The 26,698-nt window shown below is 51.4% G+C and carries 25 protein-coding genes; 9 read left to right on the top strand and 16 right to left on the bottom strand.

What is annotated here, in order from left to right:
• Positions 1 to 112: 112 nt before the first annotated feature.
• The 4 genes from F456_RS0111515 (at position 113) to F456_RS0111500 (ending at position 5,283) form a co-directional block, all read left to right on the top strand.
• Positions 113 to 1,468: an MFS transporter gene (locus F456_RS0111515; protein WP_018977184.1), complete on the top strand. Its 1,356-nt coding sequence runs from the start codon at positions 113 to 115 to the stop codon at positions 1,466 to 1,468.
• 275 nt (positions 1,469 to 1,743) lie between these two features.
• A complete protein-coding gene (locus F456_RS0111510; protein ID WP_018977183.1) occupies positions 1,744 to 2,574 on the top strand; it encodes an aldo/keto reductase in 831 nt (276 codons plus the stop codon).
• A 563-nt stretch (positions 2,575 to 3,137) separates the two neighbouring features.
• On the top strand, positions 3,138 to 4,664 hold the full coding sequence (locus tag F456_RS0111505) for a glycine betaine uptake BCCT transporter (protein WP_018977182.1): 1,527 nt from the start codon (positions 3,138 to 3,140) through the stop codon (positions 4,662 to 4,664).
• Positions 4,665 to 4,863: 199 nt separating this feature from the next.
• On the top strand, positions 4,864 to 5,283 hold the full coding sequence (locus tag F456_RS0111500; RefSeq protein WP_018977181.1) for a bifunctional (p)ppGpp synthetase/guanosine-3',5'-bis(diphosphate) 3'-pyrophosphohydrolase: 420 nt from the start codon (positions 4,864 to 4,866) through the stop codon (positions 5,281 to 5,283).
• Positions 5,284 to 5,391: 108 nt separating this feature from the next.
• Here the strand turns inward: F456_RS0111500 and F456_RS0111495 are convergent, their stop codons facing one another.
• The 4 genes from F456_RS0111495 to F456_RS0111480 form a co-directional block, all read right to left on the bottom strand.
• Positions 5,392 to 6,402: an ABC transporter ATP-binding protein gene (locus F456_RS0111495; RefSeq protein WP_018977180.1), complete on the bottom strand. Its 1,011-nt coding sequence runs from the start codon at positions 6,400 to 6,402 to the stop codon at positions 5,392 to 5,394.
• Between the two features lie 13 nt (positions 6,403 to 6,415).
• Entirely contained in the window at positions 6,416 to 7,252 is an 837-nt protein-coding gene (locus tag F456_RS0111490) for an ABC transporter permease (RefSeq protein ID WP_018977179.1), read from the bottom strand.
• A complete protein-coding gene (locus tag F456_RS0111485; RefSeq protein ID WP_018977178.1) occupies positions 7,249 to 8,064 on the bottom strand; it encodes an ABC transporter permease in 816 nt (271 codons plus the stop codon). The genes F456_RS0111490 and F456_RS0111485 overlap by 4 nt, the downstream gene beginning before the upstream one ends.
• A 260-nt stretch (positions 8,065 to 8,324) precedes the next feature.
• Positions 8,325 to 9,731 (bottom strand): NAD-dependent malic enzyme, encoded by a 1,407-nt coding sequence (locus tag F456_RS0111480; protein ID WP_018977177.1) that lies wholly within the window; start codon positions 9,729 to 9,731, stop codon positions 8,325 to 8,327.
• 247 nt (positions 9,732 to 9,978) lie between these two features.
• Here F456_RS0111480 and F456_RS0111475 point away from each other — a divergent pair, with 247 nt between their 5' ends.
• From F456_RS0111475 to F456_RS0111465, 3 genes are read left to right on the top strand one after another with little or no spacing between them, the layout of a single operon-like run.
• On the top strand, positions 9,979 to 10,755 hold the full coding sequence (locus F456_RS0111475; RefSeq protein WP_018977176.1) for a Cof-type HAD-IIB family hydrolase: 777 nt from the start codon (positions 9,979 to 9,981) through the stop codon (positions 10,753 to 10,755).
• Between the two features lie 48 nt (positions 10,756 to 10,803).
• The gene (locus tag F456_RS0111470) at positions 10,804 to 11,583 is read left to right on the top strand and encodes a Cof-type HAD-IIB family hydrolase (protein ID WP_018977175.1); all 780 of its coding nucleotides are present in this window, start codon (positions 10,804 to 10,806) and stop codon (positions 11,581 to 11,583) included.
• Positions 11,584 to 11,634: 51 nt separating this feature from the next.
• On the top strand, positions 11,635 to 12,147 hold the full coding sequence (locus tag F456_RS0111465) for a hypothetical protein (protein WP_018977174.1): 513 nt from the start codon (positions 11,635 to 11,637) through the stop codon (positions 12,145 to 12,147).
• Positions 12,148 to 12,321: 174 nt separating this feature from the next.
• Here F456_RS0111465 and F456_RS0111460 read toward each other — a convergent pair whose 3' ends face one another.
• The 3 genes from F456_RS0111460 to F456_RS0111450 form a co-directional block, all read right to left on the bottom strand.
• Positions 12,322 to 12,846 carry a hypothetical protein gene (locus F456_RS0111460; RefSeq protein ID WP_018977173.1) on the bottom strand — a complete coding sequence of 175 codons (525 nt, stop codon included), beginning with the start codon at positions 12,844 to 12,846 and terminating at the stop codon, positions 12,322 to 12,324.
• Between the two features lie 85 nt (positions 12,847 to 12,931).
• Positions 12,932 to 13,516: an SLOG family protein gene (locus F456_RS0111455; protein ID WP_018977172.1), complete on the bottom strand. Its 585-nt coding sequence runs from the start codon at positions 13,514 to 13,516 to the stop codon at positions 12,932 to 12,934.
• Between the two features lie 82 nt (positions 13,517 to 13,598).
• Positions 13,599 to 14,090: an LURP-one-related/scramblase family protein gene (locus F456_RS0111450; RefSeq protein WP_018977171.1), complete on the bottom strand. Its 492-nt coding sequence runs from the start codon at positions 14,088 to 14,090 to the stop codon at positions 13,599 to 13,601.
• A 164-nt stretch (positions 14,091 to 14,254) separates the two neighbouring features.
• On the opposite strand from F456_RS0111450, the gene F456_RS0111445 reads away from it, so the two are divergent.
• Positions 14,255 to 14,647, top strand: coding sequence for a winged helix-turn-helix transcriptional regulator (locus F456_RS0111445; protein ID WP_018977170.1), 393 nt, complete (start codon positions 14,255 to 14,257; stop codon positions 14,645 to 14,647).
• Positions 14,648 to 14,777: 130 nt separating this feature from the next.
• Complete coding sequence (locus F456_RS0111440) at positions 14,778 to 15,341, top strand: NAD(P)H-dependent oxidoreductase (protein WP_018977169.1); 564 nt, start codon at positions 14,778 to 14,780, stop codon at positions 15,339 to 15,341.
• Between the two features lie 100 nt (positions 15,342 to 15,441).
• Here F456_RS0111440 and F456_RS0111435 read toward each other — a convergent pair whose 3' ends face one another.
• From F456_RS0111435 to F456_RS0111395, 9 genes are all read right to left on the bottom strand, one after another.
• The gene (locus tag F456_RS0111435; RefSeq protein WP_018977168.1) at positions 15,442 to 15,942 is read right to left on the bottom strand and encodes a hypothetical protein; all 501 of its coding nucleotides are present in this window, start codon (positions 15,940 to 15,942) and stop codon (positions 15,442 to 15,444) included.
• A gap of 438 nt (positions 15,943 to 16,380) precedes the next feature.
• Positions 16,381 to 18,015, bottom strand: coding sequence for a glycosyl hydrolase (locus F456_RS0111430; RefSeq protein WP_229675651.1), 1,635 nt, complete (start codon positions 18,013 to 18,015; stop codon positions 16,381 to 16,383).
• Positions 18,016 to 18,131: 116 nt separating this feature from the next.
• Positions 18,132 to 19,835, bottom strand: coding sequence for a methyl-accepting chemotaxis protein (locus F456_RS0111425; protein WP_018977166.1), 1,704 nt, complete (start codon positions 19,833 to 19,835; stop codon positions 18,132 to 18,134).
• Positions 19,836 to 19,999: 164 nt separating this feature from the next.
• A complete protein-coding gene (locus F456_RS0111420) occupies positions 20,000 to 20,851 on the bottom strand; it encodes a MetQ/NlpA family ABC transporter substrate-binding protein (RefSeq protein ID WP_018977165.1) in 852 nt (283 codons plus the stop codon).
• Between the two features lie 48 nt (positions 20,852 to 20,899).
• On the bottom strand, positions 20,900 to 21,577 hold the full coding sequence (locus tag F456_RS0111415) for a methionine ABC transporter permease (RefSeq protein ID WP_018977164.1): 678 nt from the start codon (positions 21,575 to 21,577) through the stop codon (positions 20,900 to 20,902).
• On the bottom strand, positions 21,574 to 22,335 hold the full coding sequence (locus F456_RS22430; protein WP_229675649.1) for a methionine ABC transporter ATP-binding protein: 762 nt from the start codon (positions 22,333 to 22,335) through the stop codon (positions 21,574 to 21,576). The genes F456_RS0111415 and F456_RS22430 overlap by 4 nt, the downstream gene beginning before the upstream one ends.
• A 233-nt stretch (positions 22,336 to 22,568) precedes the next feature.
• Positions 22,569 to 23,117: a hypothetical protein gene (locus F456_RS22425; protein WP_018977162.1), complete on the bottom strand. Its 549-nt coding sequence runs from the start codon at positions 23,115 to 23,117 to the stop codon at positions 22,569 to 22,571.
• 143 nt (positions 23,118 to 23,260) lie between these two features.
• Positions 23,261 to 24,712 carry an N-acetylmuramoyl-L-alanine amidase family protein gene (locus F456_RS0111400; protein WP_018977161.1) on the bottom strand — a complete coding sequence of 484 codons (1,452 nt, stop codon included), beginning with the start codon at positions 24,710 to 24,712 and terminating at the stop codon, positions 23,261 to 23,263.
• A 217-nt stretch (positions 24,713 to 24,929) separates the two neighbouring features.
• A complete protein-coding gene (locus tag F456_RS0111395; protein WP_018977160.1) occupies positions 24,930 to 26,642 on the bottom strand; it encodes an alpha-keto acid decarboxylase family protein in 1,713 nt (570 codons plus the stop codon).
• Between the last annotated feature and the right edge of the window lie 56 nt (positions 26,643 to 26,698).

The raw sequence follows: 26,698 nt of genomic DNA, 5'->3' as shown, positions 1-26,698 counted from the left end.
TTGCCTGCTTTCCCCCTCACTATGCGTTCGTTAATGATATGATTCGGTTAAGGAAACATACCGAAGGTTCGGCTTCCACGCTGACCACCTATTTCATGAAAAGGGGATTGCCATGTCTCAGCTTGCCGCTTCCAAACCACCCCGCCGCGCCCGCAAAAATCGTGCTGGCACGGGGCTGTTGTTGTCGCTTCCTGTACTCTCCTGGGCGCTGTTCGATTTCGCCAACACGATCTTTTCTTCCAACATCGTCACCATCTTTTTCCCGCTTTATCTGCAGCAGGTGTTGGGCGGAGATGCCCGTATGGATCAGATCGCCAGCACCTTCATCAGCTATGCCAATGCCGCTGCGGGATTTCTGCTTGTTATTTTCACTCCGCTGCTGGGCGTATGGATGGACCGGACCGGGCGTAAAAAAGCTTTTCTCGTTCCGTTTGCGCTCGCCGCAATCGTCTTCACCTTCCTTATGGGCTTTACTGCCTATACAAACAACTCTTCCACACTGTTCGGACTGCCGCTGTCTATCGTCGTGGTACTCATTTTCTTCACCGCGGCCAAGTTCTTCTACAATTCCAGCCAACTGTTCTACGACAATATGCTTCCGGATATCGCCACCGGTCCGCAGGTTCCGATTGTGTCAGGCTTCGGCATCGCGGTCGGCTATATCGGCACACTGATGGGACTTGTCGTCTACGGTATCGTGGGCAGCAGCGATTATCCGCTTGCCTTTATTCTGACCGCCGTACTGTTCCTAATCTTCTCGCTGCCGATCATTCTGCTGTACAAAGAAAAGCCGGCCGTACCGGCTCCCGCCGCTGTCGGCGAACGGAAAAGCTTTTTCAGCGGATACCGGGACATCTACGAGACATTCAAAGAAGCGAAAAAGCACCGTGCCGTATTTACATTCATGATCGCTTACTTCTTCTTTAATGATGCCGTGGCCACGGCAATTGCCATGATGAGTATCTACGCTACGGCCGTAATGGGGTTCAGCGCCGGACAGTTCATTCTGCTCTATCTGGTAGCGACAATCTGGGCAATTATCGGCTCTTATGCGTTCGGCTTGATCACCCGCCGCATCGGCGCAAAAATGGCCTCCGGCCTTGTATCCGTCGTGCTGATCGTCGCATTGGTTCTGGCGGCCTTCGCTTTTGCAGACACCGTCTTCTGGGTCGCTGCCTGTCTCTACGGAATCGCAATGGGCTCACTCTGGGTAACGTCGCGCACGATGATCGTCGAGCTGTCCCCACCGGAAAAAAGAGGCCAGTTCTTCGGCTTGTTCGCCTTCTCAGGCAAACTGTCCTCCGTACTCGGACCGCTTGTGTACGGCTCCGTCACCTGGGCGCTGGCCGGATATGGCACACTCGCCAGCCGTGCGGCGCTGCTGTCGCTCGTCGCTATGGCTGTGATCGGTTTGATTGTGCTGGTTCGGGTTCCTTATACAAAGCCTGTCGAAGAAATCCAAGCCTAAATCCTGCCATACTTTCGCTGTACCCCTCACTACTGCCGAACGATCCCGCTTCTGCGGAAACGTTCGGTTTTTTGCGCTCTTTTTCCGAAATCGGATTAGCGCCGGGTCTGGCGGGTATCTTATACATGGATGAGCACAGCGCCCGGTCTCAGCCGAAGCGTACACTCAATGACTGCTTTGTTGTAAGAAGCAAGTTTGTTATAATAAGTAACTGTAGGGCGGTGCCGCCCAGCGCGGCATACGCTCAATTTGTTGACGACAAGGAGGAGTTTGGAATGACGACAAGTTTAACCGCAAAAGTAAAACTGAATAACGGCGTTGAAATGCCTTGGTTTGGCCTGGGGGTCTGGCAGGTCAAAGACGGTGAGGAAGCGAAGGATTCCGTAAAAGCAGCAATTAAAGCCGGATATATCGGTATCGATACTGCGGCCGCTTACAAGAACGAGACAAGCGTAGGCGAAGCGATCCGCGAATCGGGCGTGAACCGCGAAGACCTGTTCATCACATCCAAAGTCTGGAACGGCGATCAAGGTTACGAAGAAACGTTGGCCGCATTCGACGCCACTATGGAGAAGCTGGGTCTTGACGTGCTCGACCTCTATCTGATCCATTGGCCGGTCAAAGGAAAATATAAAGACACATGGCGTGCGATGGAGAAATTGTACAAAGACGGACGCATTCGTTCGATCGGCGTCAGCAACTTCCAACCGCATCATCTCGATGATCTGCTCGCGGATGCAGAAGTCGTACCGGCGGTCAATCAGGTGGAATTCCACCCGCTGCTGACCCAGAACGAGCTGTTGAACTACTGCGCGCAAAAAGGGATTCAGGTTGAAGCCTGGTCGCCGCTTGCCCAAGGCCGACTGTTCGACAACGAAGTGGTCAAAGGTCTCAGCGAGAAACACGGCAAATCCCCGGCGCAGATTCTGCTCCGCTGGGTACTCGACAAGGGCGTTATCGTCCTAACCCGTTCCGTTAAGGAAAGCCGTATTGTAGAGAACGCCGATATCTTCGATTTTGTGCTGACGCCGGAAGAAATTTCGAGCCTGGAAGCACTGAACAAGAACGAGCGTACCGGTCCGGATCCGGACAACTTCAACTTCTAATCCGATTGCAATCGATCACATCACCCATGCAGTCAATCGAATCGCTTTCTTAAAGAAACCCAACAGGCTGCCGAGAAACTCTCGGCAGCTTTTTCATGTCCATTTTCTTACTCGTAATGCGGCTATGCACGCTCATTAAACCCTACTCGGTAAGCTTCAAAAACAGTCTTCACAGCCTTCAGAAAACCCACTATAAATGAAAGGCTGCAGCTCATCTTTATTCATGCAAAAAGCGAATTTTTCGGTGCGCTGACCAATTTTTTTATTTTTTTTGTATCCCTTTGCCTGCTTGGATTGGTCGCGCTTTCAATTTTAAGATTACACGATTGAATTTTTGCATCGTCATTGAAAGTTAGGGTATACTTGAACCTCGTATACCGGCCGACCCTCATTTTCCACCATGAATCGACACAATAAGTCACCGTGCATTTTCTATGAGGACGAGGAAGATCAAAAGCAAAAACGGAAATGATGCATTTCGTAAGTCTGCTTGACCGACTCGCAAATCGAAAAAGAGAAAACCCTCTGCGAGCAAATCAAAGATGGGAGTTGTAAATCCAGTTATGAAGAAAGCAACAAGTGTATTTTATATTTCGGCGTCTATTATCTTGGCGCTAGTCGTCATCGGTGCCTTAATTCCAAAGGCATTTGAACAATTCACCGCAAATGTACAGGGGTTCTTAACCGACAGCTTCGGTTGGTACTACCTCATCATCGTAACCTGCTTCGTGGCCGTCTGCCTCTATCTGCTGTTTAGCCCGATGGGCAAAATCAAACTGGGCAAAGCGGAAGACAAACCTGAATTTTCCCGTCCGACCTGGCTGGCTATGCTGTTCAGTGCCGGCGTCGGCATCGGATTGGTCTTCTATGGAACGGCCGAGCCAATCAGCCACTACGCCATAAGCTCTCCGACCGGCGAGACAGGAACAAATACGGCCATCCGGGAAGCCATGCAGTATACGTTTTTCCATTGGGGCATTCATGCCTGGGCCGTCTACGGTCTGGTTGCCATGACCTTGGCCTACTTCATGTTTAGACGCGGCGAGCCGGGTCTGATCAGCGCGACGCTGAAGCCGATTCTGGGACGACATGCAAGCGGCGGAATCGGTAAAACGATCGACGTCATCGCCGTAATTTCCACGGTGATCGGTGTTGCAACATCGCTCGGCTTCGGCGCCGTACAGATTAATGGAGGATTGTCGTACCTCTTCGGCGTTCCGTCCAACATGACCACTCAGTTTATTATCATTTTGGCCGTTACCGTGCTGTTCATGATCTCTGCCCTGACGGGACTCGGCAAAGGTATCAAAATTCTGAGCAATGTGAACATGCTGCTTGCGGCCGGACTGCTCGCTCTCGTGTTCATCTTCGGTCCGACGTTGTTTACGCTGAACCTGTTCACCGACACGATTGGCCGTTATCTGCAGAACTTCCTGAACATGAGTTTCCGAATTTCTCCGCTCAACGAAGAGAATCGGGCATGGATCAACGGATGGACAATCTTCTACTGGGCATGGTGGATCTCCTGGTCCCCATTCGTCGGCATCTTTATCGCCCGCGTTTCGAAAGGACGGACTATCCGTGAATTCGTTGCTTACGTGCTGTTGGCTCCTTCTCTGCTTGGCTTCCTGTGGTTCTCGGTATTCGGCGGATCGGCTATCTCGCTCGAACAGAGCGGACAAACGATCATCTCGGCTTTGGCTACAGAACAGTCATTGTTCGGCATGCTGGACACTTTCCCGTTCGGACATATCATTTCCATTTTTGCAATCTGTCTGATCGGCACGTTCTTCATTACTTCGGCGGACTCCGGCACTTTCGTTCTCGGCATGATGACGACGAACGGTTCGCAGAATCCGAACAATATGTTGAAAATGGTTTGGGGCGCACTGCTGACTTCCATCGCGCTTGTCCTGCTGTATTCCGGCGGACTGCAGGCGCTGCAAAACACGATGATTATCGCAGCATTCCCTTTCTCGTTCGTCATCATTATGATGGCGTCCAGCCTGCTGAAATCGCTGAAGCAGGATGCCAAAGAAACACTTCCCGCCAAGCGGAAAACCTCGCCTATCCTCGAGAAGAAAGCTTAATATACGGTATATTCCTCGGATCGGTACCGGAAATTCCAATTGTCGATAAAGTCCGATTCGCCTTGTGCGGACCAAGCTTTATCGACAGCCTTACGCACCTCTTAGGAGGTGCTTTTTTTATTAGGTATGAGATCCATTTCGGCAGAGGATGTGTGTTATGGACTTCCGGCGGTTAAAAAGAAGCAAAGGAGGTCTGTCTATGTCTACGCTAACCAAAGCGATCACCCTGGCAGCGCGCTATCACGAGGGCCAGACTGATAAGGGCGGTCAGCCGTTTATTTTCCACCCTTTTCGTCTGATGCTCCGTGCGCTGACCGAAGAAGAACAGATTGTTGCTGCGCTGCATGATACGATCGAGGATACCGAGCTGACGCTGGACGATCTGCGGCGCGAAGGTTTCTCCGAAGAAATCGTTGCAGCGGTCGATCATTTGTCCCGCCGGGAAGACGAGGAATACGAACATTTTATTCGCCGAATCAAAGGCCATCGTCTCGCTTCCCGGGTCAAAATTCTCGACCTGCAGGACAATATGGATCTGACCCGAATCAAAGAAGCGTCGGAGGAAGACCATAAGCGTGTAGAGAAATACAGTAAAGCGCTGGATACGCTGCTGTCCTGAACAAGCGGCTCGAACAAAACGATACATGCTAAGCGGAATGTATCCTTAGAATTCCATAAGAAGAAGGGCTCTTCGCTTCAACAGGAAGCAGGGCCCTTTTCTATTTACCTACATATATACTTGCCGGATAATTTCTTCGAAATCCGGCTCATGCATCTCCACGTCGTCAATTTCTCCCCAGTGTCCGAGTTCACGCAGAATATCCATGGTACGGGTCTTCTGCCGATTCACTCCAACCGTCAGCGTATGTTCGCCGAGTTCCACGACATGGATCGACAGCAATCTTTCTTCCGGCAGTCGGTATCCGTCTCGATAGGTGACTTTGATCTGTGTCGGCAGCCCGATCTTCCGCCGCAGCTCTTCTGTCGTACCGTCGAATGTCAGCCTTCCGCCGCCAATTACCATTACGCGACGGCACAGCTGCTCAATATCGTCCATATCGTGCGTAGTGAGCAGAATCGTTTTCCCAAACTGTTCATTCAGCACTTTCAGAAACCCGCGAATATTCCGCTTGGCATTCACATCGAGTCCAATTGTCGGTTCGTCCAGAAACAGCAGCTCCGGATCGTGCAGCATCGCAGCCGCGATATCCGCCCGCATTCGCTGTCCAAGCGACAGCTTCCTTACCGGCGTATCCCAGAATTCATTCAGATCGAGCAGTCCGGCAAACTCATCGAGACGCCGATTCTTGTCCTTGTCGCTCACTCCGTACATATGCGCCAAAATATCGTACGAATCCTTGACCGGTAGATCCCACCACAGCTGACTGCGCTGCCCGAATACAACACCGATCTTCGAGGCGCAGCGCCTGCGATCGGTGTGCGGATCGACACCTGCCAACCTGACGCTGCCTGATGACGGATGCAGAATGCCGGTCAGCATCTTGATCGTTGTGGATTTCCCTGCCCCGTTAGGACCGATATACCCGACAAATTCTCCGCTTTTTACCGTAAATCCGATATCCTGTACCGCTTCTTTCACCTTGTACTCCCTGGAGAAAAGGGAACGGACACCCGCAAACTTTCCTCCGGCGACAACCGGCGTACGAAAGCTTTTGCATAGGTTTATCGCTTCGATTGCCGCCTGCTCCGTACGCTGACCAACATGAGTGGTATTCATGATCTGCCTCCTCTCAGCTTCCCGTACTCTGGTATTTGCTCATTCCGAACGTCCAGAACCGCAGCGCCAGCAGCAGAGCCAGGCATGCGGCGGCGGCCAACAGCGGAAATACCCATATGCCCAATTCGCCCCGCAAAATATAGAGCGCCGGCAAATAATTGACCAGTCCTACCGGAATCGCGGTCAGCAGCAGTCCGCCCATCCAGTTTGGATACAAAGTCAGCGGATAACGCGCCGCCGTCTGCGCCGCGTCTTCGGTCATATTTTGCAGCATGGAAATCCGCGTCGTCCAGAATCCGCATGTCGCTGTCGCCAGCCCAATCGCAAACAGCACAACAGCTCCGGTCAAGATTGCGAATACTGTCTGCGGAATCGCCCACCAGGTGATCTGTCCGCTGCCCAGCATGCCGCCGAATGCCCAGATCATAATTGCCGTGCCCTGAATCACTTCACCGAGCATAAGCCGGAAGCTGCGGGGCATTAGGGACAGCAGCACCGGCAGAGGCTTTGTCAGCAGCTGATCCAGCTCGCCTTCAACTAGATAGCTCTCCAGATGATGCACCTCGTCGCCGAATGTTCGATAAAGCGTTTTGGAAAAAGTCATTACTGCAAACAGATAGCCGATCTCATACACACTCCACCCCTGCACCGCTCCGAACTTCGCCAGCACAATCGCGACCATAAGAAATTCGGACAGCTGGATCAGCGCAGCGAGAATCGAACCCAACGCGAAGTTGAACCGGTACTGCATTCGGCTGCGGATACTGGTACGAATCAGCAGGAGGTACAACTTTATGTAACGACGGATCGCCCGATTTGTTCTATTTGGCATCTGTGTCGATTGAGTCATCCTCCCTGCACCTCCACTTTACGCCGCATGACATGCGTTGCCAGCAGACATACCAGAGTTAGAACCGTGCACCAGGCAAGCGTACCGAGCAGCAGCGCAGGATCTCCTTTTCCCAGATACAGCTGTGTAGGAGCGTAGAGCATAAACGGGTAAGGCGATGCCCATGCGATCTGCTGCAACCACAGCGGCAGCCACTGCAGCGGGATGAAAAACCCGGCCAGCAAATTCATTATCGCCTGATTGCCCCAATGGAGCCAGGACGATTCGGTTGTCCACAGCGCGCTGATCCCGATCAAATAGCCGATACAGATCGACAAATACGCTGAACCTGTCAATGCGAGCAGCGCGAGCGGCAGCGTACGTCCGCCTTCCGCTGGCATCAGGCCGAGCGCAAGCAGCATGATCAGATAGACGGGAATCGACTTGTACAGAAACTGATAGGCGATCTGCCCGGCTTCTTTGGCGGCCAGATGCGCAAACAGATGCACCGGTCGCATCAGGTCGAGCGAGATCTGCCCTGTGCGTACGCTCTGCGGAATGCCAAGACCATTCGTAGTAAAACTTGAGACCCACAGCGAAGCTTGAGTAAACGTAATATACTGCATCATGCCGATCATCCCGTATTCACCGAGCGAATGATCGCGGCCAAGCCCGATCCAGATGCAGGCGTACAGATAACCGAACACCGCACTCGCGAAATTATGCAGCAGATGCGAGCCTCTGTACTGGATATTGCGGGCGTAGGCTTTGGAAGCCAGCGCCAAATAAAGCCGGGTATTGCCGTTATACAAAAGGGTCCTAAAAGAAATCATCTTACACCTCCGATAAGCTTTGGGTTGACGGTGAACGTCCACTTCAGACAAGGTGAGAAAAAGAGAAGGTCACTAATATAGCAGAAATTGAAAATCGAATGCAAGCGTTTTTTTGAAGAAAAAGTTTTTTAAAGAAGAAGAAAAGAAGAAACTTAAGCAGAATAAAAAGGAGCGGCAAACTGCCGCTCCTAAGACTCTCAAGAAGGTTCTATTCGCTTTACTGTGCAGCTGTCCTGTCCTTCTTCCCTTTAAGCGTGTGCTTAACGGAATTCCGGCGGCGTACGCCGCGCTACGCCGGTACGCAGCGCAGCTTCGACGACACCATTCCGAATACGGTCTACGACTTTATCATTGAATACGCTCGGAATAATATACTGCTCGTTCAGTTCGTCGTCTTCAACGACTGATGCGATCGCCTGTGCGGCGGCTACTTTCATCTCTTCATTGATGACTCTTGCGCGGCAGTCGAGCGCACCGCGGAACATCCCCGGGAAACAAAGTACGTTGTTGATCTGGTTCGGGAAGTCGCTTCGTCCTGTCGCCAGAACACGTACATGGGCTTCCGCCAGCTCCGGATCGATCTCCGGATCGGGGTTGGCCATCGCGAAGACAATGGGATCGGAAGCCATAGATTTAATATGGTCCAGTGTCAGCAGATTCGGACGTGACACGCCGACGAACACATCCGCTCCGGCGATCACATGCTCCAATTCGCCGGTTTCGCCCTTCGGATTGCAGTGATCCGCGATCCATTCCCACATCTGATTGTCATATTTCTCCGCCCGGTGCAGCGCCCCACAGCGATCGACTGCGATCAGGTTTTGTGCGCCGGCCGCCATCAGCATCTTGATGCAGGCTGCACCCGCCGCACCAACACCCAGAACGACGATCTTGGCATCTTCCAATTTCTTGCCGACGATGCGCAGCGCATTGAGCAGACCCGCCAATACGACAACCGCCGTTCCGTGCTGATCGTCGTGGAAGACCGGAATATCCAGTTCCTCCGTCAGTCTTCGCTCAATCTCGAAGCAGCGAGGCGATCCGATGTCTTCCAGATTGATACCCCCGAACGCCGGAGCGATCAGCTTGACTGTACGAATAATCTCTTCCGTGTCTTTTGTATCCAAGCAGATCGGAAAGGCATCTACACCGGCAAACTGTTTGAACAGCATCGCTTTGCCTTCCATGACTGGCATAGCCGCTTTCGGTCCGATGTCGCCCAACCCCAGAACCGCTGTCCCGTCGGAAACGACCGCGACCATGTTCCGCTTGACCGTCAGCGTAAAAGCTTTTTGCGGATCTTCATGAATCGCCATGCAGACTTTGGCTACACCGGGCGTATATACATGGGACAGATCCTCACGGTTTTTGACCGGCGTTTTCGCTTGAATCTCGATCTTTCCGCCGATATGAGCCAGGAATGTCCGGTCCGATACGTTGACGATTGTGACACCGGGGAGCGCTTCGACTGCTTGAAGCACCGAATCGCGCATTTTTTCAGGAAGGTTGATCGTCAAATCGCGAATTGTGTGCTCGGGGCTAGCGTGAATAACGTCGATTGCGACCACGTCGCCACCTCCGTCACCGATTGCACCGGCAACCTCGCCGAACGTCACCTGCTTTTTATCCATCTGCAAACGTATGATCATGCTCGTTCCAAGGGCCATTGTCTACCTCCTGAGGATACGGTATTGGCAGCAGGCTTCAAACCTTGCTCGCTGTCTGATAACGCTTACATACCAAATTCGGACTTATTATATCATAGTTTTGAAACAAAAGATTCCCCTGCCATCCTCATGTTATACTAGAGAAGACAGAGATACGGCGAAACGGATACAAGGCGCCGATCATACAGAGACAGAACTGCGGAAAACCGCGTCAAGACGCGATAAATGCAAATGGAGGGAATCTCATATGGAAAAAAGCATTATCTTTTTTGACCTTGACGGCACGCTGCTGAACGATAACAAACAGGTCAACGACTCGACCCGCGAAGCAGTCGCAGCATTGAAAGAACAGGGACACATTGTTGCGATTGCAACCGGAAGAGCGCCTTTCTTGTTTGAGCATATTCGCAAAGAATTGAACATTGATACGTATGTCAGCTACAACGGTTCTTACGTCGTACTCGAAGGCGAAGTCGTATTTACGAATCCGCTGAACGACAAAGCGCTGGAGCAGCTGACCAATCTGGCTCTGCAGCATGACCATGCCGTTGTCTATATGGATCATGAAGACATGCGCGCCAATGTACCGGACAGCGAACGGGTCACGGAAAGTATCGGTACACTGCAAATCGGTACGCTGCCAACCCACGATCCGCTGTACTACAAGGATCGTTTCATCTATCAGTCGCTGCTGTTCTGCGCCGAAGGCGAAGAGAAGCCTTATGAGACGCTGTTCGGCACGTTTGATTTTATACGCTGGCATCCGTTCTCGCTCGACGTTCTGCCGGCCGGAGGCAGCAAATTCAAGGGTATTGGCAAAATTACAGAAAAGCTCGGAATTCCGCTGGAGCGTCAATATGCTTTCGGAGATGCCTTGAACGATCTGGAAATGCTGCAGGGAATTCCGAACAGCGTCGCGATGGGCAACGGTCTGCCGGAAGCGAAAGAAGCCGCCAAATGGGTTACCACGTCGAATAACGAAGACGGTATTGCGCAGGGGCTGAAACTGGCCGGACTGCTGTAAGGCGGCTCCGCTTGAAGACAATTTCATAAAAGAAACGGAGACGCTAACATGGAGCAAAGTATCGTCTTTTTCGATATTGACGGCACGCTGGTAGACGAGCAGAAAAATATTCCGCTGTCCGCGAAGGAAGCGGTCTTCGAACTGAAGCGCAGAGGCCATATTGTCGCGATTGCGACAGGCCGGCCGCAGTTCTTATTCGAAGAAATCCGCGAGGAGCTGGGTATCGATACGTACGTCAGCTACAGCGGACAGTATGTTGTCTTGAACGGCGAAGTTATCTACACAAATCCGATTGACAAAGGTTCACTGGAGAAGATGACGGCTATTGCGCTGACACATAACCATCCGGTCATTCTGATCGACGATAAAGAAATGAAAGCAACCGTACCGAATGACGAATTTGTCGCGCAGGGCTTCGGTATGCTGCTCAATTACATTTCGATGTCGTCGCCCGATCCGCACTTCTACAAAGAAGGAAGCGTCTATCAAGCTTCGCTGTTCTGCAGCGAAGCGGACGAGGCACATTATGAAGAGATTCTGCCGTCCCTGCACTTCATCCGCTGGAGTCCGCTGTCTGCGGATGTACTTCCAGCCGGCGGCAGCAAGCTCGAGGGCATTCGCAAAATCACGGAGAAACTTGGCATTCCGCTTGAACGCCAATACGCTTTCGGCGACGCGCTGAACGACCTGGAGATGCTCGCCGGCATTCCGAACAGTGTCGCTATGGGCAACGCCCTGCCGGAAGTGCAGGAAGTCGCCAAGTGGGTCACAAAGACCAATGAGGACGACGGCATTGCACATGGATTGAAAATGGTCGGACTGCTGTAGCGGCACATTGACAAGGTTTAAAACAAATTTTATTGGAGGTTTACTCTCTATATGCTTACTTTCGAACAAAAAATCGCGATTTTGGACTCCTTTCCGGAGCTGGAACGCCGCAATGTCTCGCTCGGTCGGGTGAACTATCACTTCGAAGGCAGTACGCACGAGAAAAAGACGGTCGGCTATCGCTTCCATCCGAACGGCAACGGCTATGTGTTTGCCGGACTGGTTGGCGGTTACGAGACGGATGACAAGGGATTCGTCAACGTCCGCGATTACTCTGAAGAGCAGCTGCGCGAGATTATCGGTGCTTCGATCCGTTCGCTGTCTGCGAGTTCGGATTCGCCGAATCGCGCGTCATCCGCAGCTGCTTCAGCTTTCGCTTCGAATGCCGCACCGTCGTCCGATGAAGAAGTCTGGACCGACGAGAGCGGCCAGGAGCTGATTCTGAAATTCGAGGAAGAAACATTCTTCATCTATTCCGGAGTCAACCTGGAAATGGCGTTCGAGACGCGTGAAGAAGCTGAAGAATACCTGGCGGAAGAAGGATTCTCCTTCAACCGCCGCTAATAACTTGACCAAACTTCATGAAAAACAGCCGATGCAGGTCCGTACACGGTGTACGGGGTCTGCATCGGCTGTTTGCATTTGAGAATTCGAGGTACGATCGGGATACGTTCGAGGTACGTTCGAGATACGTTCGAAATAGCTTAATTAACTTTATCTTGATATGAAGGTTTTCTGCTATGTCCACCAAACCAACGACAGTACTCCGCTTACAGCTGCACTCAAAAGCACAGGATCAACGATCAATTCTTCGAGTCCCAGAAGTGCCGCTATCCATTCGTGCTGACTTACCGTTCCGCTGCCCGATTCCGGCTGCAGCCGATAAGCGACCGTTCTCCCCCAGCGGCGATCCCACTCTGCAAATATGATCCCATCCGGACCTTCAATCCGGTAGCGCCGGGCCGCAGAATCCTTCGTAATTTCAAATACGCCGCGCGTGCCGGCATCATACACAAAATGTTTGAACGATACGCCTGCCCGCTTGCGCAGTCTGCCGACCACTTCATCATACTCATTGCGGACGACCCAGCTTCTCGGATGCCGCTCCATGCGTCCTTGATACATGACATATTCCTCATTATCGAGTACATGAACGAGAGAAGTCATAGCCCTTCGATCCAGCATACCTGCAGCTGTACCATCCGAGCGCCGTATGTCACTTTTGCCCACAGTCCAACTTCTGCCTTCGAAAAGAAGTTCCATGTCTGCCGCCTCCCGTTCTCGATTCCGTTTATCCATGCATCATTTTGTTAGCTGGCTTGTCCGGAAAAACGTTTTTCGCAGCCTTTCAGTTCCAGTCTGTCATGTCTTCCTGTGCGTCGACCAGGTCGGCCTGCATATCTTCGGCTACCGACTGAATATCTTCCGGCGTAATCTGGATCAGCAGATACCCTTCTTCATCCCGCATTTTGAGCGCCGATTCCCTGAAATAGCGTGGACTGCCCGGCGCCGCCTCATCGTCGTACACAAGCAGCATGCCGTCACTCTTGCGCAGCAGCAGCGCATCTCGCGCCTTGAACTGCCAAGGGCCGCTGTATGGCTCTTTGCTGACCAGTCCATAATAGTCGACCCTCTTCAGCAGATCCTGCCAGTATTCCTTTTTTTCGTCGCTCCATTTCTCATCCATGCCCGAAAATGCAGCCAGAATCGACAGCTTAAGCTGCGGATATTCTTTTTTGAGTTCGATTACCGCTTCGCATGCCCATAAATCGACACCGTACTGACCAGGGGTAATGACCCACTCCAGTCCTTCTTCGATTAGCGGAATCAACCGGCGTTTGATCGCCTCGCGAATGAATGGAATGCCCGGATGCTTCTGATTGAAGATGCCGAGTTCATTCGCGCGGTAGCCGGTGACCAGCAAATTTTTCACGTTCGTACAGCCTCCTCGATCCTTTTGACTCCAGTGTACCATAAGCGCAGGAATCCTTACCGCATACCCAGAGTTGGAGTGTCTATCCTGCGGAATTGGAGGACTGCTGACGTTTGCGAATCGCATTGACGCCCATTACGATAGCGATCATCTCATAGTCGTCCAGCCGCGAGCGGTTGTCCAGCCTATAAGCGTTACTGCGCAGCCAGCCGTTTGTCTTGGCGAAGGTCGCAACCTCTGCTCCGCTTTCCATAATTGAATATTCTTTGGAAAAGTTCGGCGATTCGATCTCGTAGACTCCTCGTCCGCCGGCATCATACTCGAACTTTTTGCTGAACAGGGTGAACCGCGGCCGCAGCAGTCCTATCTCCCGCTCACTCGCATCCAGTACCCGCCAGCGGTTCAGCATCATCTGGAATTTGCCTGTGTACAGCAGCTCCCTACCGGGACCGTAAATATCCAGCGAAGCGCCAAAAGCGCTGCGAAGATCCATCGTGCCTGAAGCCTCGCCGGCGGCGTTCATAATTTCGGTCTCGCCCATATTAAAAAAGTTGTCCGAGAAATAAAGTTCCATAATGATCCGCTCCTTTTTTCGTATACCTGCATGTCGTTCTCTTACGGATTACAAATTTCTTCGGCAATCGTTATTACGGTAATGAACGCGGAAGGTGACACTTCAGTTACACCAAATTATGTTATTCTGAAATTAAAGAGGAAATCGACAGGAGGAGACGGGAGATGGAAAAGTCGCAAAAAAAGTACCGGATCGGCGTTGAAGTTACACTCGATGTCATCGGCGGGAAATGGAAAAGTATCATTCTATATCATCTTGTCGGCGGTACAAAAAGGTTCAACGAACTGAAGCGCCTTACCCCGAACATTAGTCATAAAATGCTCGCCCAACAGCTAAAGGAACTGGAACATGATGGTGTCGTGCTGCGCCATGACTATGTCGAAGTACCCCCTAAAGTTGAGTACGAGTTAAGCGAATACGGTCAGGAATTGATTGGAGTGCTGGACTTCTTCTGTTACTGGGGCGAAGCTCATCTGGACCGAGTATACGGCGATAAGCGGCTCATGCTGGAGGGAGAATTTCTGGATGACCAGGAGGCTCAAAAAGAAGCGGATTAATCTGCATTTCTTGTTCTTGAAATCTGCGAAGACCGAACGGTTACCGAAAAGTGCGTACTTAACAAGCCCTTCTCCTGCTTCTACAATAAGTCTTGTCCCACTTATTCGATCAATCAGGAGGAGAGCCGCTATGAAAACTTTGGTAATCGCCGCTCACCCGGCATTGGAATCGTCCCGCGTTAACCGTACATGGTTGGAGGAACTTCGGAAATTCCCCGAATTGATCACGGTAAGTTCTTTGTACGAAAAGTACCCCGACGGTACAATCGATATCGCCGCAGAGCAAGCTCTTGTTGAAGCTCATGACCGGATCATCCTGCAGTTTCCGTTCTACTGGTTCAGCTCACCGCCTATGCTCAAGCAGTGGCTGGACGAGGTATTGCTGGAAGGCTGGGCTTACGGCGAAAGTATCGATCTGTTCCACAGCAAAACGATTGGCGTCGCAATTTCTGCAGGGAGCCGGGAAAGCGAGTACCAGCCGGAAGGCAGATACCGCTTCGATATCCATGCGATGCTCAGTCCGTTCGAGACGACTGTACACTACCTCGGTGCGCAGTACGAACCGCCTTTTATCCAATACGGCGTGAATTCACGAACAAGCAATGAAGAAATTGCCTACAGTACGGAGCGATATATTCGGCATCTGCTGCAGAGCAGAGAAGCGGTTCTTCCTGACTTCACGGCAAAGTACTAATTAAACCCGAATTCAGATACTCAAATACGAATCCGGGAGATCGGCGATAAAATCGATAACTTCATCGCCGATCTCCCAACCAAAGGCTTCAGTCCACCCTTCACCTCTCCAACTTATTCAACCACTCGTCTTCCCGCCCCTTCTCAAACGCTTCAAGCAGCGCATCAACAATTGCGCCGGCTCGATCGTCCGGCCGTTCCAGAAGCGCCGATACTTTGGCCAAACGCTGATAGTTTTCCAACTCCCGCTCAAGCTTCCGCTTTTTCTCCCGGAAAGGCTCGATGTCTTCCTCTTCCGCATTTTCCGCTGTCAATCTCTCCATTTCACGCTCGACCAGCAGCATATGAATTCGGGTTCTACTGTCATCCGTCAAAAAGGCAGCAAACTGACGTGCGTCCGTTATCATGCTTTCCGGCACTTTGAAGTATGCAGCCAAAGCTGTCAGCCTTTCACCCGGTATCGGCCTGCGCTGCTTGATCCAGTCCGAGAACTGCTGGGGAGTAATTTTTAGTTCACGGCCGATGCCGCTATAAGATTGTTCGTTGAGCATGACCAAATATTCCAACATGGTACGATTTCCCGATCGTTCTTGATTTTTCATTTTAAATCTCCTGACGTATTTTATGTCACCATCATAACCTCTGACATAAAATACGTCAATAACTTTTAAAAAAGCGGTTCCTTAAGGAACCGCATAAACTTATGTTCAATTTTCGCTCCATGTTTTATGCCTTATGCCTTATGCCTTATGCAAGCCCAATAAGTGCCCATATGCAATTATTTTCTGCAAAAGCTCGCTAAATTGTACAATAAGTGCACAAGTACAACTATTTAACAGTGAAGTACGGTTAGAAACGCGAAAACGCTGAAATAAGTGTATGGAAGCACTTATTTCAGCGAAAGTTAAAAATTCGAAAAAATAAGTGTACATACGCACTTATTTTTCTTTTTGCTTTCTTCCACCTTCAATAAAATCTTTCGAATCTGGCTTGAAGAAGTTTACGTACAGGCCCTAGTTCACTTCACTCTACTCTACACTTTACTGCACTTTAACCTTCACCGACTGCGTCGTAAGAAGTTTACCCTGCTTATCGTACGCCTGAACGTCGATCGTAATGTTTTTGCCTTTGTACTTGGAAAAGTCGATCTCGGCCGTCCACGGCGGAGTTGTTGAGACGCCGACCTGTTTGCCGCCGATTTTATAAACAACTTTGCCAAGCGTCGGGGACCACGTTTTAACATAGCCGGACACTTTGAGTTTTTTTGCCGGTACCGTTGTTTTGATCGGATTGTACGTAAGTGTGGTACTGCTGCCGACGTCGCTCAGATAATACGGATTGGCGATCCCTTTTTTGTAAGCAGCGAGCATCTTGTCATTGTTGTAGAGCCCATAATACTTGACCCGGTCGGTCTTACCCTTGGAGTCGACATCGAACCAGAATGCGGCTTTTACCTTCGGATACTTCATTGGCAGCGTCGCGTACAGCTGCTGCGTCTGATAAACGGACCAATCGGTCACGTCGCGCATTTTTTCCGGATACATATACGATACGGAACCTTCTGCAATCATAATCGGCTTTCTGTCCGCATACCAATTGTAGATGGCATCCAGCTTGGCGATATGACTGCTGCGGTCGATGCCCTGCTTCAGCGGATCATTTGTCGGATTGTAGATCGAGTACAGGCTCACGCCGACCCAATCGACGTATTTGTCGCCGGGATAATAGCTTTGAATATTGTCGATCGGATTGGCGCCCGGTGCCCAAACCATCGCGACATTGTCAGGGGCTTCTTTGTGAAACACGTCCGCCACGAGCCGGAATTTTTCGATATAAGTTTTCGGTGTGCTTTTCCATGGTGCCCAGTTGCCATTCATCTCATTGGCGAAGCGGAAAAAGATCGGGACTTCCGCCGCCGCCGCATCCTTGGCCAACTGACGCAGGTAGGCATTGTCTTTGACTTCGCCCAATCCATTAAGCGGCTGCACGCCAAGCTCGATCGCGGTACCGTTCTCTTTGGCTTTTTTGATATGTCTCTGGATTGAAGAAAGCGGCTGCCCGTACGTGAAATAGATCAGGTAACCGGCATGCTTTTTCCCGGAAAACTTCGGATATTCATCGGTATAGAATTTACCGCCTGCCGAATTGTGCGTCTTCTTGTTCTGTTCCGCATAGGCGCCGATCAGAATGCCGTTGGCCGGCTCCAGAGGTGCCAGATTTCGGCTGCGATTCTTAATCGCCGCAGAAGACAGACCCGTTTCGTAATACAGCTCTACCGAACTGCGCAGCGCATCGGCTTTACGCTTGACCGCAATGCTGTCCTGTACTAGATTGACCTTCGCATAATAAGCTGACTCCAGATCATAGCTGGCTACGGCCTTATCGTACTGATTCAGCTTGATGTACGCATCCCCCGCGTTGCGATACATGCGTCCGGCGTTGCCGTATTCGCGGCTGGCCGCCATTGTTCGTCCCGCCTGCTCGTACTTTGCGATAGCCTGTGCGTATTTCCCCTGTGCATCCAGGCGTCTTGCATCGTTGTAGACGTTCCAGACGCTTGCCGCCTCTGCCGTGCCCGGTTGAACGAATGCCGCTGTCCCTGTCAGCAGCGCTGCCGCCAACACGGCCGCCAACAGTTTTTGCAATCCTTTTTGTACTCCCTTCAAGCCCTTCATCCCCTTTGTCTGTCTCATACCTGATCGCTCGCTTAGTATCTAACTAACAGGCTATTTGTCTTTTATCGGCAAAAAGGCCTCTTTCATTTAAGAAAGAGACCGGTTTTAACCAAAATTTACAGTTTAAATTGTCCGGCCAAACGCTGCAGTTCGGTGGACATCTCCGACAGCGATACAGCACTGGCTGACATTTCCTCCATCGCTGCTGCCTGCTCTTCGGAAACGGCTGACACGCTCTGAATTTCCTCTGCAGCACGTTCCGTCTGTGTTCCACTCTGCATGATGGAAGACGCTACCGTCTCGACAACCTGAACCATTTCGCCGGTAGCCCGCACAGCCTGCTCACTCTGTACACCGACCTGTCCGACCGCTTCCCGGATGCTTTGGAACAGTCCCCCTGTAGCATGAATCGCTTCGCGTCCTGCCGACACCTGCCCGGCAGCCTGTACAATCACACCGCTAAGCCGCTCGGCGTCCGACTGCACCAGATGAATCATATCAATGATCTGCGACGCAGAGTTGGAAGACTGTTCGGCCAGCTTGCCTACTTCTCCGGCAACAACTGCAAAGCCTTTGCCATGCTCTCCCGCACGCGCCGCTTCAATCGAAGCGTTGAGCGCCAGCAGATTAGTCTGCTTGGCAATATTCGTAATCAACTGAACGATCTCACCGATCTCGATTGAGCGCCGATTCAACGCTTCGACAGCTTCAGTCATTTCCTGCATGCCCTGCGAGGTTGATTCCATCTGCCGGACCGCTTCACCAACTACTTCGCCCCCCTGCTTCGAATGAGCGCTCGCATTCTCTGCCGTTTCGGAAGTCTGTCCAATCCGATCCCGGATAACTAAGATTTGCTCCATCATCTGCTGCATCTGCTGACCGCTCGAACGCGAACTCTCCAGCTGCAGCTCACTCGACTCCGCCATATTCTGCATCAAGGTAGCAGAATGTTCGGCGCCCTCTGCACTTTCCTGGGCTACCGAAGTAAATTCTGCGGCCGCCTTCGACAAGAGTTCGGATGTCCGTTCAACTTCCAGTAAAATATTGCGCTGATTCTGACCCATTCGGCGCAGCGAATCGGCCATCTGCTTCAGTTCGCCTTTAAGGTTCGTCGGAATTTGATCCAGCCTGTCTAATTTCCCTTCTGCCATCGCATCGACCTCCGCAATCATGGCATTCAGCGGACGTCTGATACTGTGCGAGATCAGTATTGTCAGCAGAACCGCCAGAACTACCGCTACTACCAGAGAAGCGATCGACACTTTCAAAATGATACGTGCTGCTCCCGACTGCGCCTCAGCTGCACGATTCATCGTGTCAACTTTTCCAGCTATAGCCGTTTCTAGAGCATCAGTCATTCCAACTACAAGTTCCTGCGTTTGCTTGTGAAGCTGGGTGGCCTCGTCGTCTCTGTTCACTTCCGACAATTCGAGAATCTGCATTACGGCATTTTGGTAGCCGACAGCAGCTTCTTTAAAAGCGGCAGCTTCCTCTTTTTCTTCCTTTGATCTTACCAATGAGGAATAAGATTCTATAGTTCCGTTCAAATCATTCTGTGCTTGATTGATCGCCGTGATGCTTTTACCCATTTCAGAGTCTTCTGTTTCCAAAATATTTCGCATGATCAGCAGATCAATCGTTTTCAAGCGATCATTGATCTCTTCGAGCATAACGACACTTGGAATATCTCGTTCTTTCAATTCATCCGCGCGCTGCTTCAAAAAATTTGTTCCCATGTTCGTAAGGCTGTTCAATACGACAATCAATACGATCATGATTCCGAATCCACCGATTAACTTTTGTCTAATTGTAAATTTCAATTCGCTGCCTCTCCTCTGTTGTGCAGTATAATTTCCACAAATTCAATTGTTCTCCATACTATTTCGGCAGGTATATTGCTTTAATTAAGACTTTCTCCCTTTTTTCGACAAAAAAAGACCAATTGGCAGAAGCCAATCGGTCTTTTCATGATTCTCTGGAAATATTAAAACGCTGGATACGTATCGGTATATTCTTCTTCAAGGAACTTCTCGACTTCTGGACCACTCATACGCTCAGCCAGCTTCTGGATCGCCGGGTCATCCTTGTTATCTTCACGCGCCATGAGGGTAATGGCAAACGCCTGCATGTCTTTTTCAACAATCAAAGCATCTTTTTTGGCAGACAGTCCAAGCGGCTTGGCATAAGCTGGATACATCGTAACCAGATCCGCGTCGTCCATCATGCGGTTGAGTGTCAGCAGATCGACTTCCTTGAACTGGAGGTTCTTCGGATTGGATGTAATATCGTTCAGTCCCGCTTTGATCCCGGCTCCTTCTTTCAATTCAATCAGATCGTTCTGTTCAAGCAGCAGCAGCGAGTGTGCAATATTCGGCGGATCGTTCGGAATAACAACAACCGCTTCGTTCGGCAGTTCTTCAATCGACTTATGCTTGCTTGAGTAACCTGCATACAGAGCATTGTATACGGGCTGTACCGGTACGATGTTGGCGCCGCGCGCTTCATTGTACGCTTCCGCATACGGAACGTGCTGGAAGAAGTTTGCGTCGACTTCCTTGTTCGCCAGCGCGTCGTTCGGCTGGATATTGTCCGACATCTCAACAATTTCCAGATTGATGCCATCTTCAACGAGCAGCGGCTTTACCAGGAGCAGAATCGCATCCATCGGTGCCGGAAGCGAAGCGACTTTCAACGTAGTCAGTTCCTGACTTTCGCTTGGGGCAGCTTCTCCGCCAGTTGTGTTATTCGTCGTGTCGGTGGACGTTGGAGCAGCTTGTCCGCAGCCGGCCAGAACAAGCATCAGCGCGGCAAGGATAAGGAAGAAAGATTTTTTCATAGTGATGATATACCCCCATTTATAAGTGTGTTGTTGCCGAATTACCGGTTATCGTTTGTCGATCTTGCGTGAAAGGGTACTACCAGCGACCTGCACAATCTGAACCAGCAGGATCATCAGCACAATCATGCAGATTGTGACATCCATCTCGAAGCGTTGGTAGCCGTAGCGGATCGCAAAATCGCCTACTCCGCCGCCTCCGACGATGCCAACGACCGTAGAATAGGAGATGAAGCTAACAATGGAAGTCGTCAGTCCCAGAACCAGTCCGGAACGGGCTTCCACATACAGAAATTTATACACAATCTCTAAGCGCGAAGCCCCCATTGATCGGGCTGCTTCTACGACGCCGCGCGGTACTTCCACCAACGCCTGTTCGACGAGCCGCGAATAGCCGGCTACCGCCACGATCGCAAGCGGAATAGTTGCTGCCGTCGTTCCAATTGTCGTCCCGACAATCGCTCTTGTCAGTGGGAACATGAAGACGACCAACAGCAGAAAAGGAAAAGATCGAATCACATTGACCAGTGTATTCAGGAATACCGATGTGGGACGATTCGCCAGCATACCGCCTGGCCGCGTCAAATAGATTAGCGTTCCTAGCGGAATGCCCAGAATTATGGCCGCAAGGGTCGACATTCCAACCATATAGAACGTCTGGCCAATTGCTTCCCAGATCTGATCATCATACTGAGCCCATATTTCCATAAACCGATCAAGAGTCATAATTCTGCCTCCTTGCCGACAGTCCCCAGGATCTGCTCACGATAGGAGAGCTTAGGACGAACGCTTTCTCCTTCACGCTTCGGCAGATCGAACGTATCAATGACCTCGCCCATCTCCATCACTGATACATGCGTACAAATCTGTCGAACAACCTCCAGCTCATGTGTGACAATAACAATTGTAACCCCGAGCGTCCGGTTGATATGCATCAGCACGTTCAGCAGATCTTCCGTCGTCTGAGGGTCGAGCGCCGAGGTCGGTTCGTCGCACAGCAGCAGCTTCGGACTGCTTGCCAGCGCCCGGGCAATCGCCACTCGCTGTTTCTGACCGCCGCTCAGCTGTGCCGGGTACTGCTTCGCTTTGTCTTCAAGGCCAACGAAACTCAGCACTTCCATGACTCGACGCTCGCGATCCCGTTTGGGCGTTCTCGCCAGCTCCAACGCCGATGCAACATTACCGTGCACCGTTCGATTGTGAACCAGATTGAACTGCTGAAAAATCATGCCCATTGAACGGCGCGCTTCACGCAGTTCTCGTTCGCTCATCGTCATCAGATCGCGGCCTTCCAACAGGACGTGACCGCTGTCCGGCCGTTCCAGCAGGTTCATCAGACGCAGCAGCGTCGATTTTCCTGCCCCGCTTGTGCCGATAATGCCGTAGATGCCGCCCGTCTCAATTTCCATGCTGACGGGAAGGACGGCCTGAAACGTCTGGCCCTGCGCCGTGTACGTCTTACTGACTTTCTGCAGGGATAGAATAACCAAGCCCTCCTTGTACCAGTACTTTTTTGTGCTGTTTCATTTCTTAATCGTCTAAATTATAAGGCAATTCATATCCTGTGTCACTATTTTTGCTTATAATTTTAATATTTAATTTACAATTGGCGCAGCAGTAGGCATGCTTGTTTGAACAAGAAACACTCTCCATATTCTTCGAAACGTCTCACCCTCACTTCAACTGTACATTTCCAAGGGCGGAAAACGTTGGAATATTACGAATATGGACGAAGTACACGCAGTGTGAGAATTGTATGCAGCAGCAGACCGGATGCGGCACCGTACAGCAGATGTATAACACCCCACCACAACCATGCAGGCAGACTGTCGATTGGCGGCGTGCCTCCTGCGGACAACAGCGTCGTCGGATACAGAAGCAGGCCGATCAGGGCACCAATCGCTGCTGTTACGCCTACCATTTGCTGCGCAGAAGGAATCTTGTTACGCGATCTTCTCTGCCAAAGCAGGCCCAGTACAATGCAGAGCACTACAGAGATTACCAGATGAATCACGAACTCCGTCCATTCACTTAAACGGAATTCTTTTAGTACCGGCACATAGTCCGCATTCAGCAGAAGCCGATATACACGGTGTCCGGTCATCGTCTGGATCGCTTTAAGCATCAGACCGAGCAGCATTCCCGATACGATCCCGGCAGTTCCGTAAGCGAGCAGACACAGCGCTAACGGTGAAAGCGATCCACTGTCAGAAATTTTCTTGCGGCCGGTGTCTTTGTTTGGCGATCCTGTATTTTCCGCCCTCATCTTATTCGATCCGCTCCTTTTTATCCCGCCTACCTGAATACAACTGCAGAGGTCTAAGTCCTTTTAACCGATAAGACGACAGTTGAAGTCACGAGTTTTTCAGGCAAATCAAAAGGACCGCCAAATGGCGGTCCTCTTTTGATTTATAAATCCAAATATTCTCGAATGCCTGCCACAATCGCAGCGGCTACCCGATTCTGCCATGCCGGGTCCGTAATCTTCTCCACATCGCCTCCGGCGTACAGGAAGCCTGTTTCGACCAATGCGGTCGGCAGATTCGATCTCCGGTCAATATACAGATTCTGGTATTTTGCCCTCCGATCCGGCAGTCCAGTCGCTTGGATCACATGCTTGTGGATCGTCTCCGCCAATGTCTTGCTCTCGGGCTTGGTATACAGGGTTTCCGTACCGCTCGTCGGCTTGGTACCGCGCGGCATGCTGTTTGCATGAATCGAAACCATAATGTCGGCATCGAGACTTTCGGCAATGTCCACCCGTCCTTGAAGCGACACGTCCGTGTCGTCACTGCGCGTCATGACGACATCCAGACCTTCAACCTGCTTCAGCAGCGCTTCGACCTTAAGTGCCATATCCAGGTTAACGTCCTTCTCTTTAAGCGTCGGTCCGCCGGTATAGATAGCACCCGGTTTTTCGCCGCCATGTCCAGGATCGATAACGACGATTCTTTTGCCATTGTCTCCGACCCCTGGCGTGGAAGTTCCGCCGGCCTTGTTCAGATCGATGAAGAACAGATTGCCTTCCCGATACGTTTCGTAATTTTTGGCCTTGTTCAAATCGATAACAATCCGCACCCGCATCGGCGAATCATTGTTGAGTGCGAAGCGGATGCCGCTCACATCGGCAGATCCCTGTGCGGCGATACTGCCCTGCTGACCGATCAGCAGCCCTTGTCCTTCGGCGAATACCGGGCTGAACGAAGTGTCCGGCAGGTCGATGACGATCCGGTTCGGTGAACCGATCGCCGAGACTTTCGGCGTAACACTGCCGCTGAGTCCAATCATCAGACGGTTTTCGCTGAAGCTGACCTGCTCGACCAACGCAGCCGTATTCGGCATACCGCCCGGCGCCGGCTGACTGCCGTTGTCATTCGGTACGGAAGGCCGCGGCGCTTCAAGAGGAAGCGGGGACTGCAGGTACACCGTTTTTACTTTGTTGTCCCATTTGACTTTAAGGCCCATCTCCGTACTTACAAAGCGAAGCGGTACATACGTTGTATTCGCCTGTAAGAAAGGAGCTTGTTCGAGCGTAACTGTTCCGGCCCCCGAGATTGCCGAACGACTTCCGAGTGTCAGCGTGACTTGATCGCTTGAAGCTCCGACCGTCACCTGTCGGCTGCCGGAATTCCATCCTACCGGGTATCCCAGCTCTTCCGAGATTACTCGAATCGGAACCATTGTTGTCCCTTTTACAGTCAGTACGTCTCTGGCATCGGTCACTTCCCTGTCATCAATTACGATCTTCGTCGTCGAAGCTGCCTGACTGACCTGAACCGACAAGAAAAACACCGCCGCCAAAGCAAGAACCGCCGCAACCAATAATCTGCCGAATGCCATTTCTCTGCCTTTTGCCATCATCCTTGTTCCACCTCATATCTCCCCTTATCTTCAAAATGTAAAAAGCGCCTTACAGGCGCATCAATAATATAGACGCTTAGGCAGAGTCTAAAGTTTCAGTACTCCGGACTATTTTTTGTTGAATCATAAAAAAACTGTCGACTTCCCGGTAAGGGAAATCGACAGCACAGTCTGTATATTTAATGAGGAACAGCTTTTACTGCCGAATGGGCTATCTTCAGCCTTTTTCCTGCTTTTCTAATTCATCGCTCATAAGCTTCAAGTATTCAGGCGCGTCCATATCATCAGGCACAATCATCTCGATTAAGCACAGCTTATCTGTCCGCTGAAGTTCGGAATCGTGGAAAGCCCGAGCCAATTCTCCGATCGTTCGTACCTGTTCCGTATGAGCGTTACCGCCGAATGCTTCGACCAATTTCGTATAATTCCATCCCGGAATTTCGTTATACGGTTGATCTTCGACCGGTACACGGAAGTTCAAATACTTTTCAATCGTATACCCGCCGTTGTTCAATACGAAAACAATCGGTTTGCACCCGTATTCCATCATAGAGCTGAGCTCTTGCACGGTCAGCTGCAGCGATCCGTCGCCTGTGAACAGCAGAACCCGCCGTTTTGGCGCGGCCATGCAGGCACCAAGCGCGGCCGGTGTTGCATAACCGATACTCTGCCAACCTCCCTGCGCGATGTAGGTCGCTCCCTGCGGCAGCTGGGTTTGCGACAGCCCGTAAGCGAATGTACCCGTCTCCGCAATAACAATATCGCCCGGCTGCAGCAAACGCTGAATCAACGGATAGTATTCCTGCGCCGTCAGCGGGTGGCTGCCGTCGAGCTGTGTACCGCTGTTATACGGACGATCGGCGGCAGGAATCGGAGGTTCCGCGGTCAACCCAAGAGCCGACAATTCGCGCAGCATATCTTCGCCCAGAATGTCTTTGTACTCCTGGCCGCCAATCGTTACCGATTCCGGCTGCACAATGATCATCTTTTTCGGATTCAGTTGAGCCGTTTCATTGGCCAGATTGACATCCGAAGGCACGAAACCCGCTACAATCAGGCAGTCGGCACTTTCGACAACTTCTTGTACTTTCTTGCTGCCGAATGCCCCTCCATACATCCCGATATGATTCGGATGACTTTCGTCGAAACCTCCCTTGCCCATTGTCGTCGAGGCAGCGGGAATCTGCATCTTCTCTGCCACTTCGCGTACCAGCGATTCCCAGCCCCAGCTTTTCACCTTGGCATCGCTAAGCAGCACTACCTGTTTGGCAGGCTTAAGCATCTTGCGAGCCTGTTTCGACGCCGATCTCAGCGAAGACTCGCTTGTTTTTGCCTGTTCCAGCTTTGGTACCTTCGTCGAAAGCGGCTGCTGTACCAGATCAAGGGCAACCGACAGATAGACCGGCTTCTTCGTCCGTTTGGCGATAGAGATCGCCTTAGGGATTTCTGCCATTGCATTGCTCGGCGTAAGCACAGCCGTATAGGCCGAGATCGGCTCGAATACCCGGCGGAAGGCATCGTAATCGCCATCCATTAGTGTATGATGCATAAATTTGTGCTGCTTTTGCTTCTCCGATTTCGGCGAACCGACAATATGAATTATTGGGATATTCTCGCTGTAAGCCCCTGCAATTGCGTTGGCCGCGCTCAATTCGCCTACCCCGAACGTCGTAATCAGCGCTGCCAGACCCTTGACCCTCGCGTAGCCATCGGCAGCATATCCGCCGTTCAGCTCGTTTCGGGTAGGCACCGCCTTAATTCCTTCACACTGCTGCAGCGTATCGAACAGCGTAAAATTGTAATCGCCTGGCACACCGAATACTTCCGTCACGCCTTCTTTTTTCAGGCAGTCGAACAGATAGGTGCCGAGCGTTGCTCTGCCGTCCCCCTGCGTGTTCGAACGAACTTTACCCATAATCACTTTTGCCATGCTTGCACGCTCCTTCCGTGATCGAGCGGCTCAGCGGATCCGTCTTCGGCCGCTAA

It is taken from the genome of Saccharibacillus kuerlensis DSM 22868 (genome assembly GCF_000378145.1).
In the GTDB taxonomy this organism is placed as follows: Bacteria; Bacillota; Bacilli; order Paenibacillales; family Paenibacillaceae; genus Saccharibacillus; species Saccharibacillus kuerlensis.
This window is presented reverse-complemented; position numbering and strand designations above follow the sequence as displayed.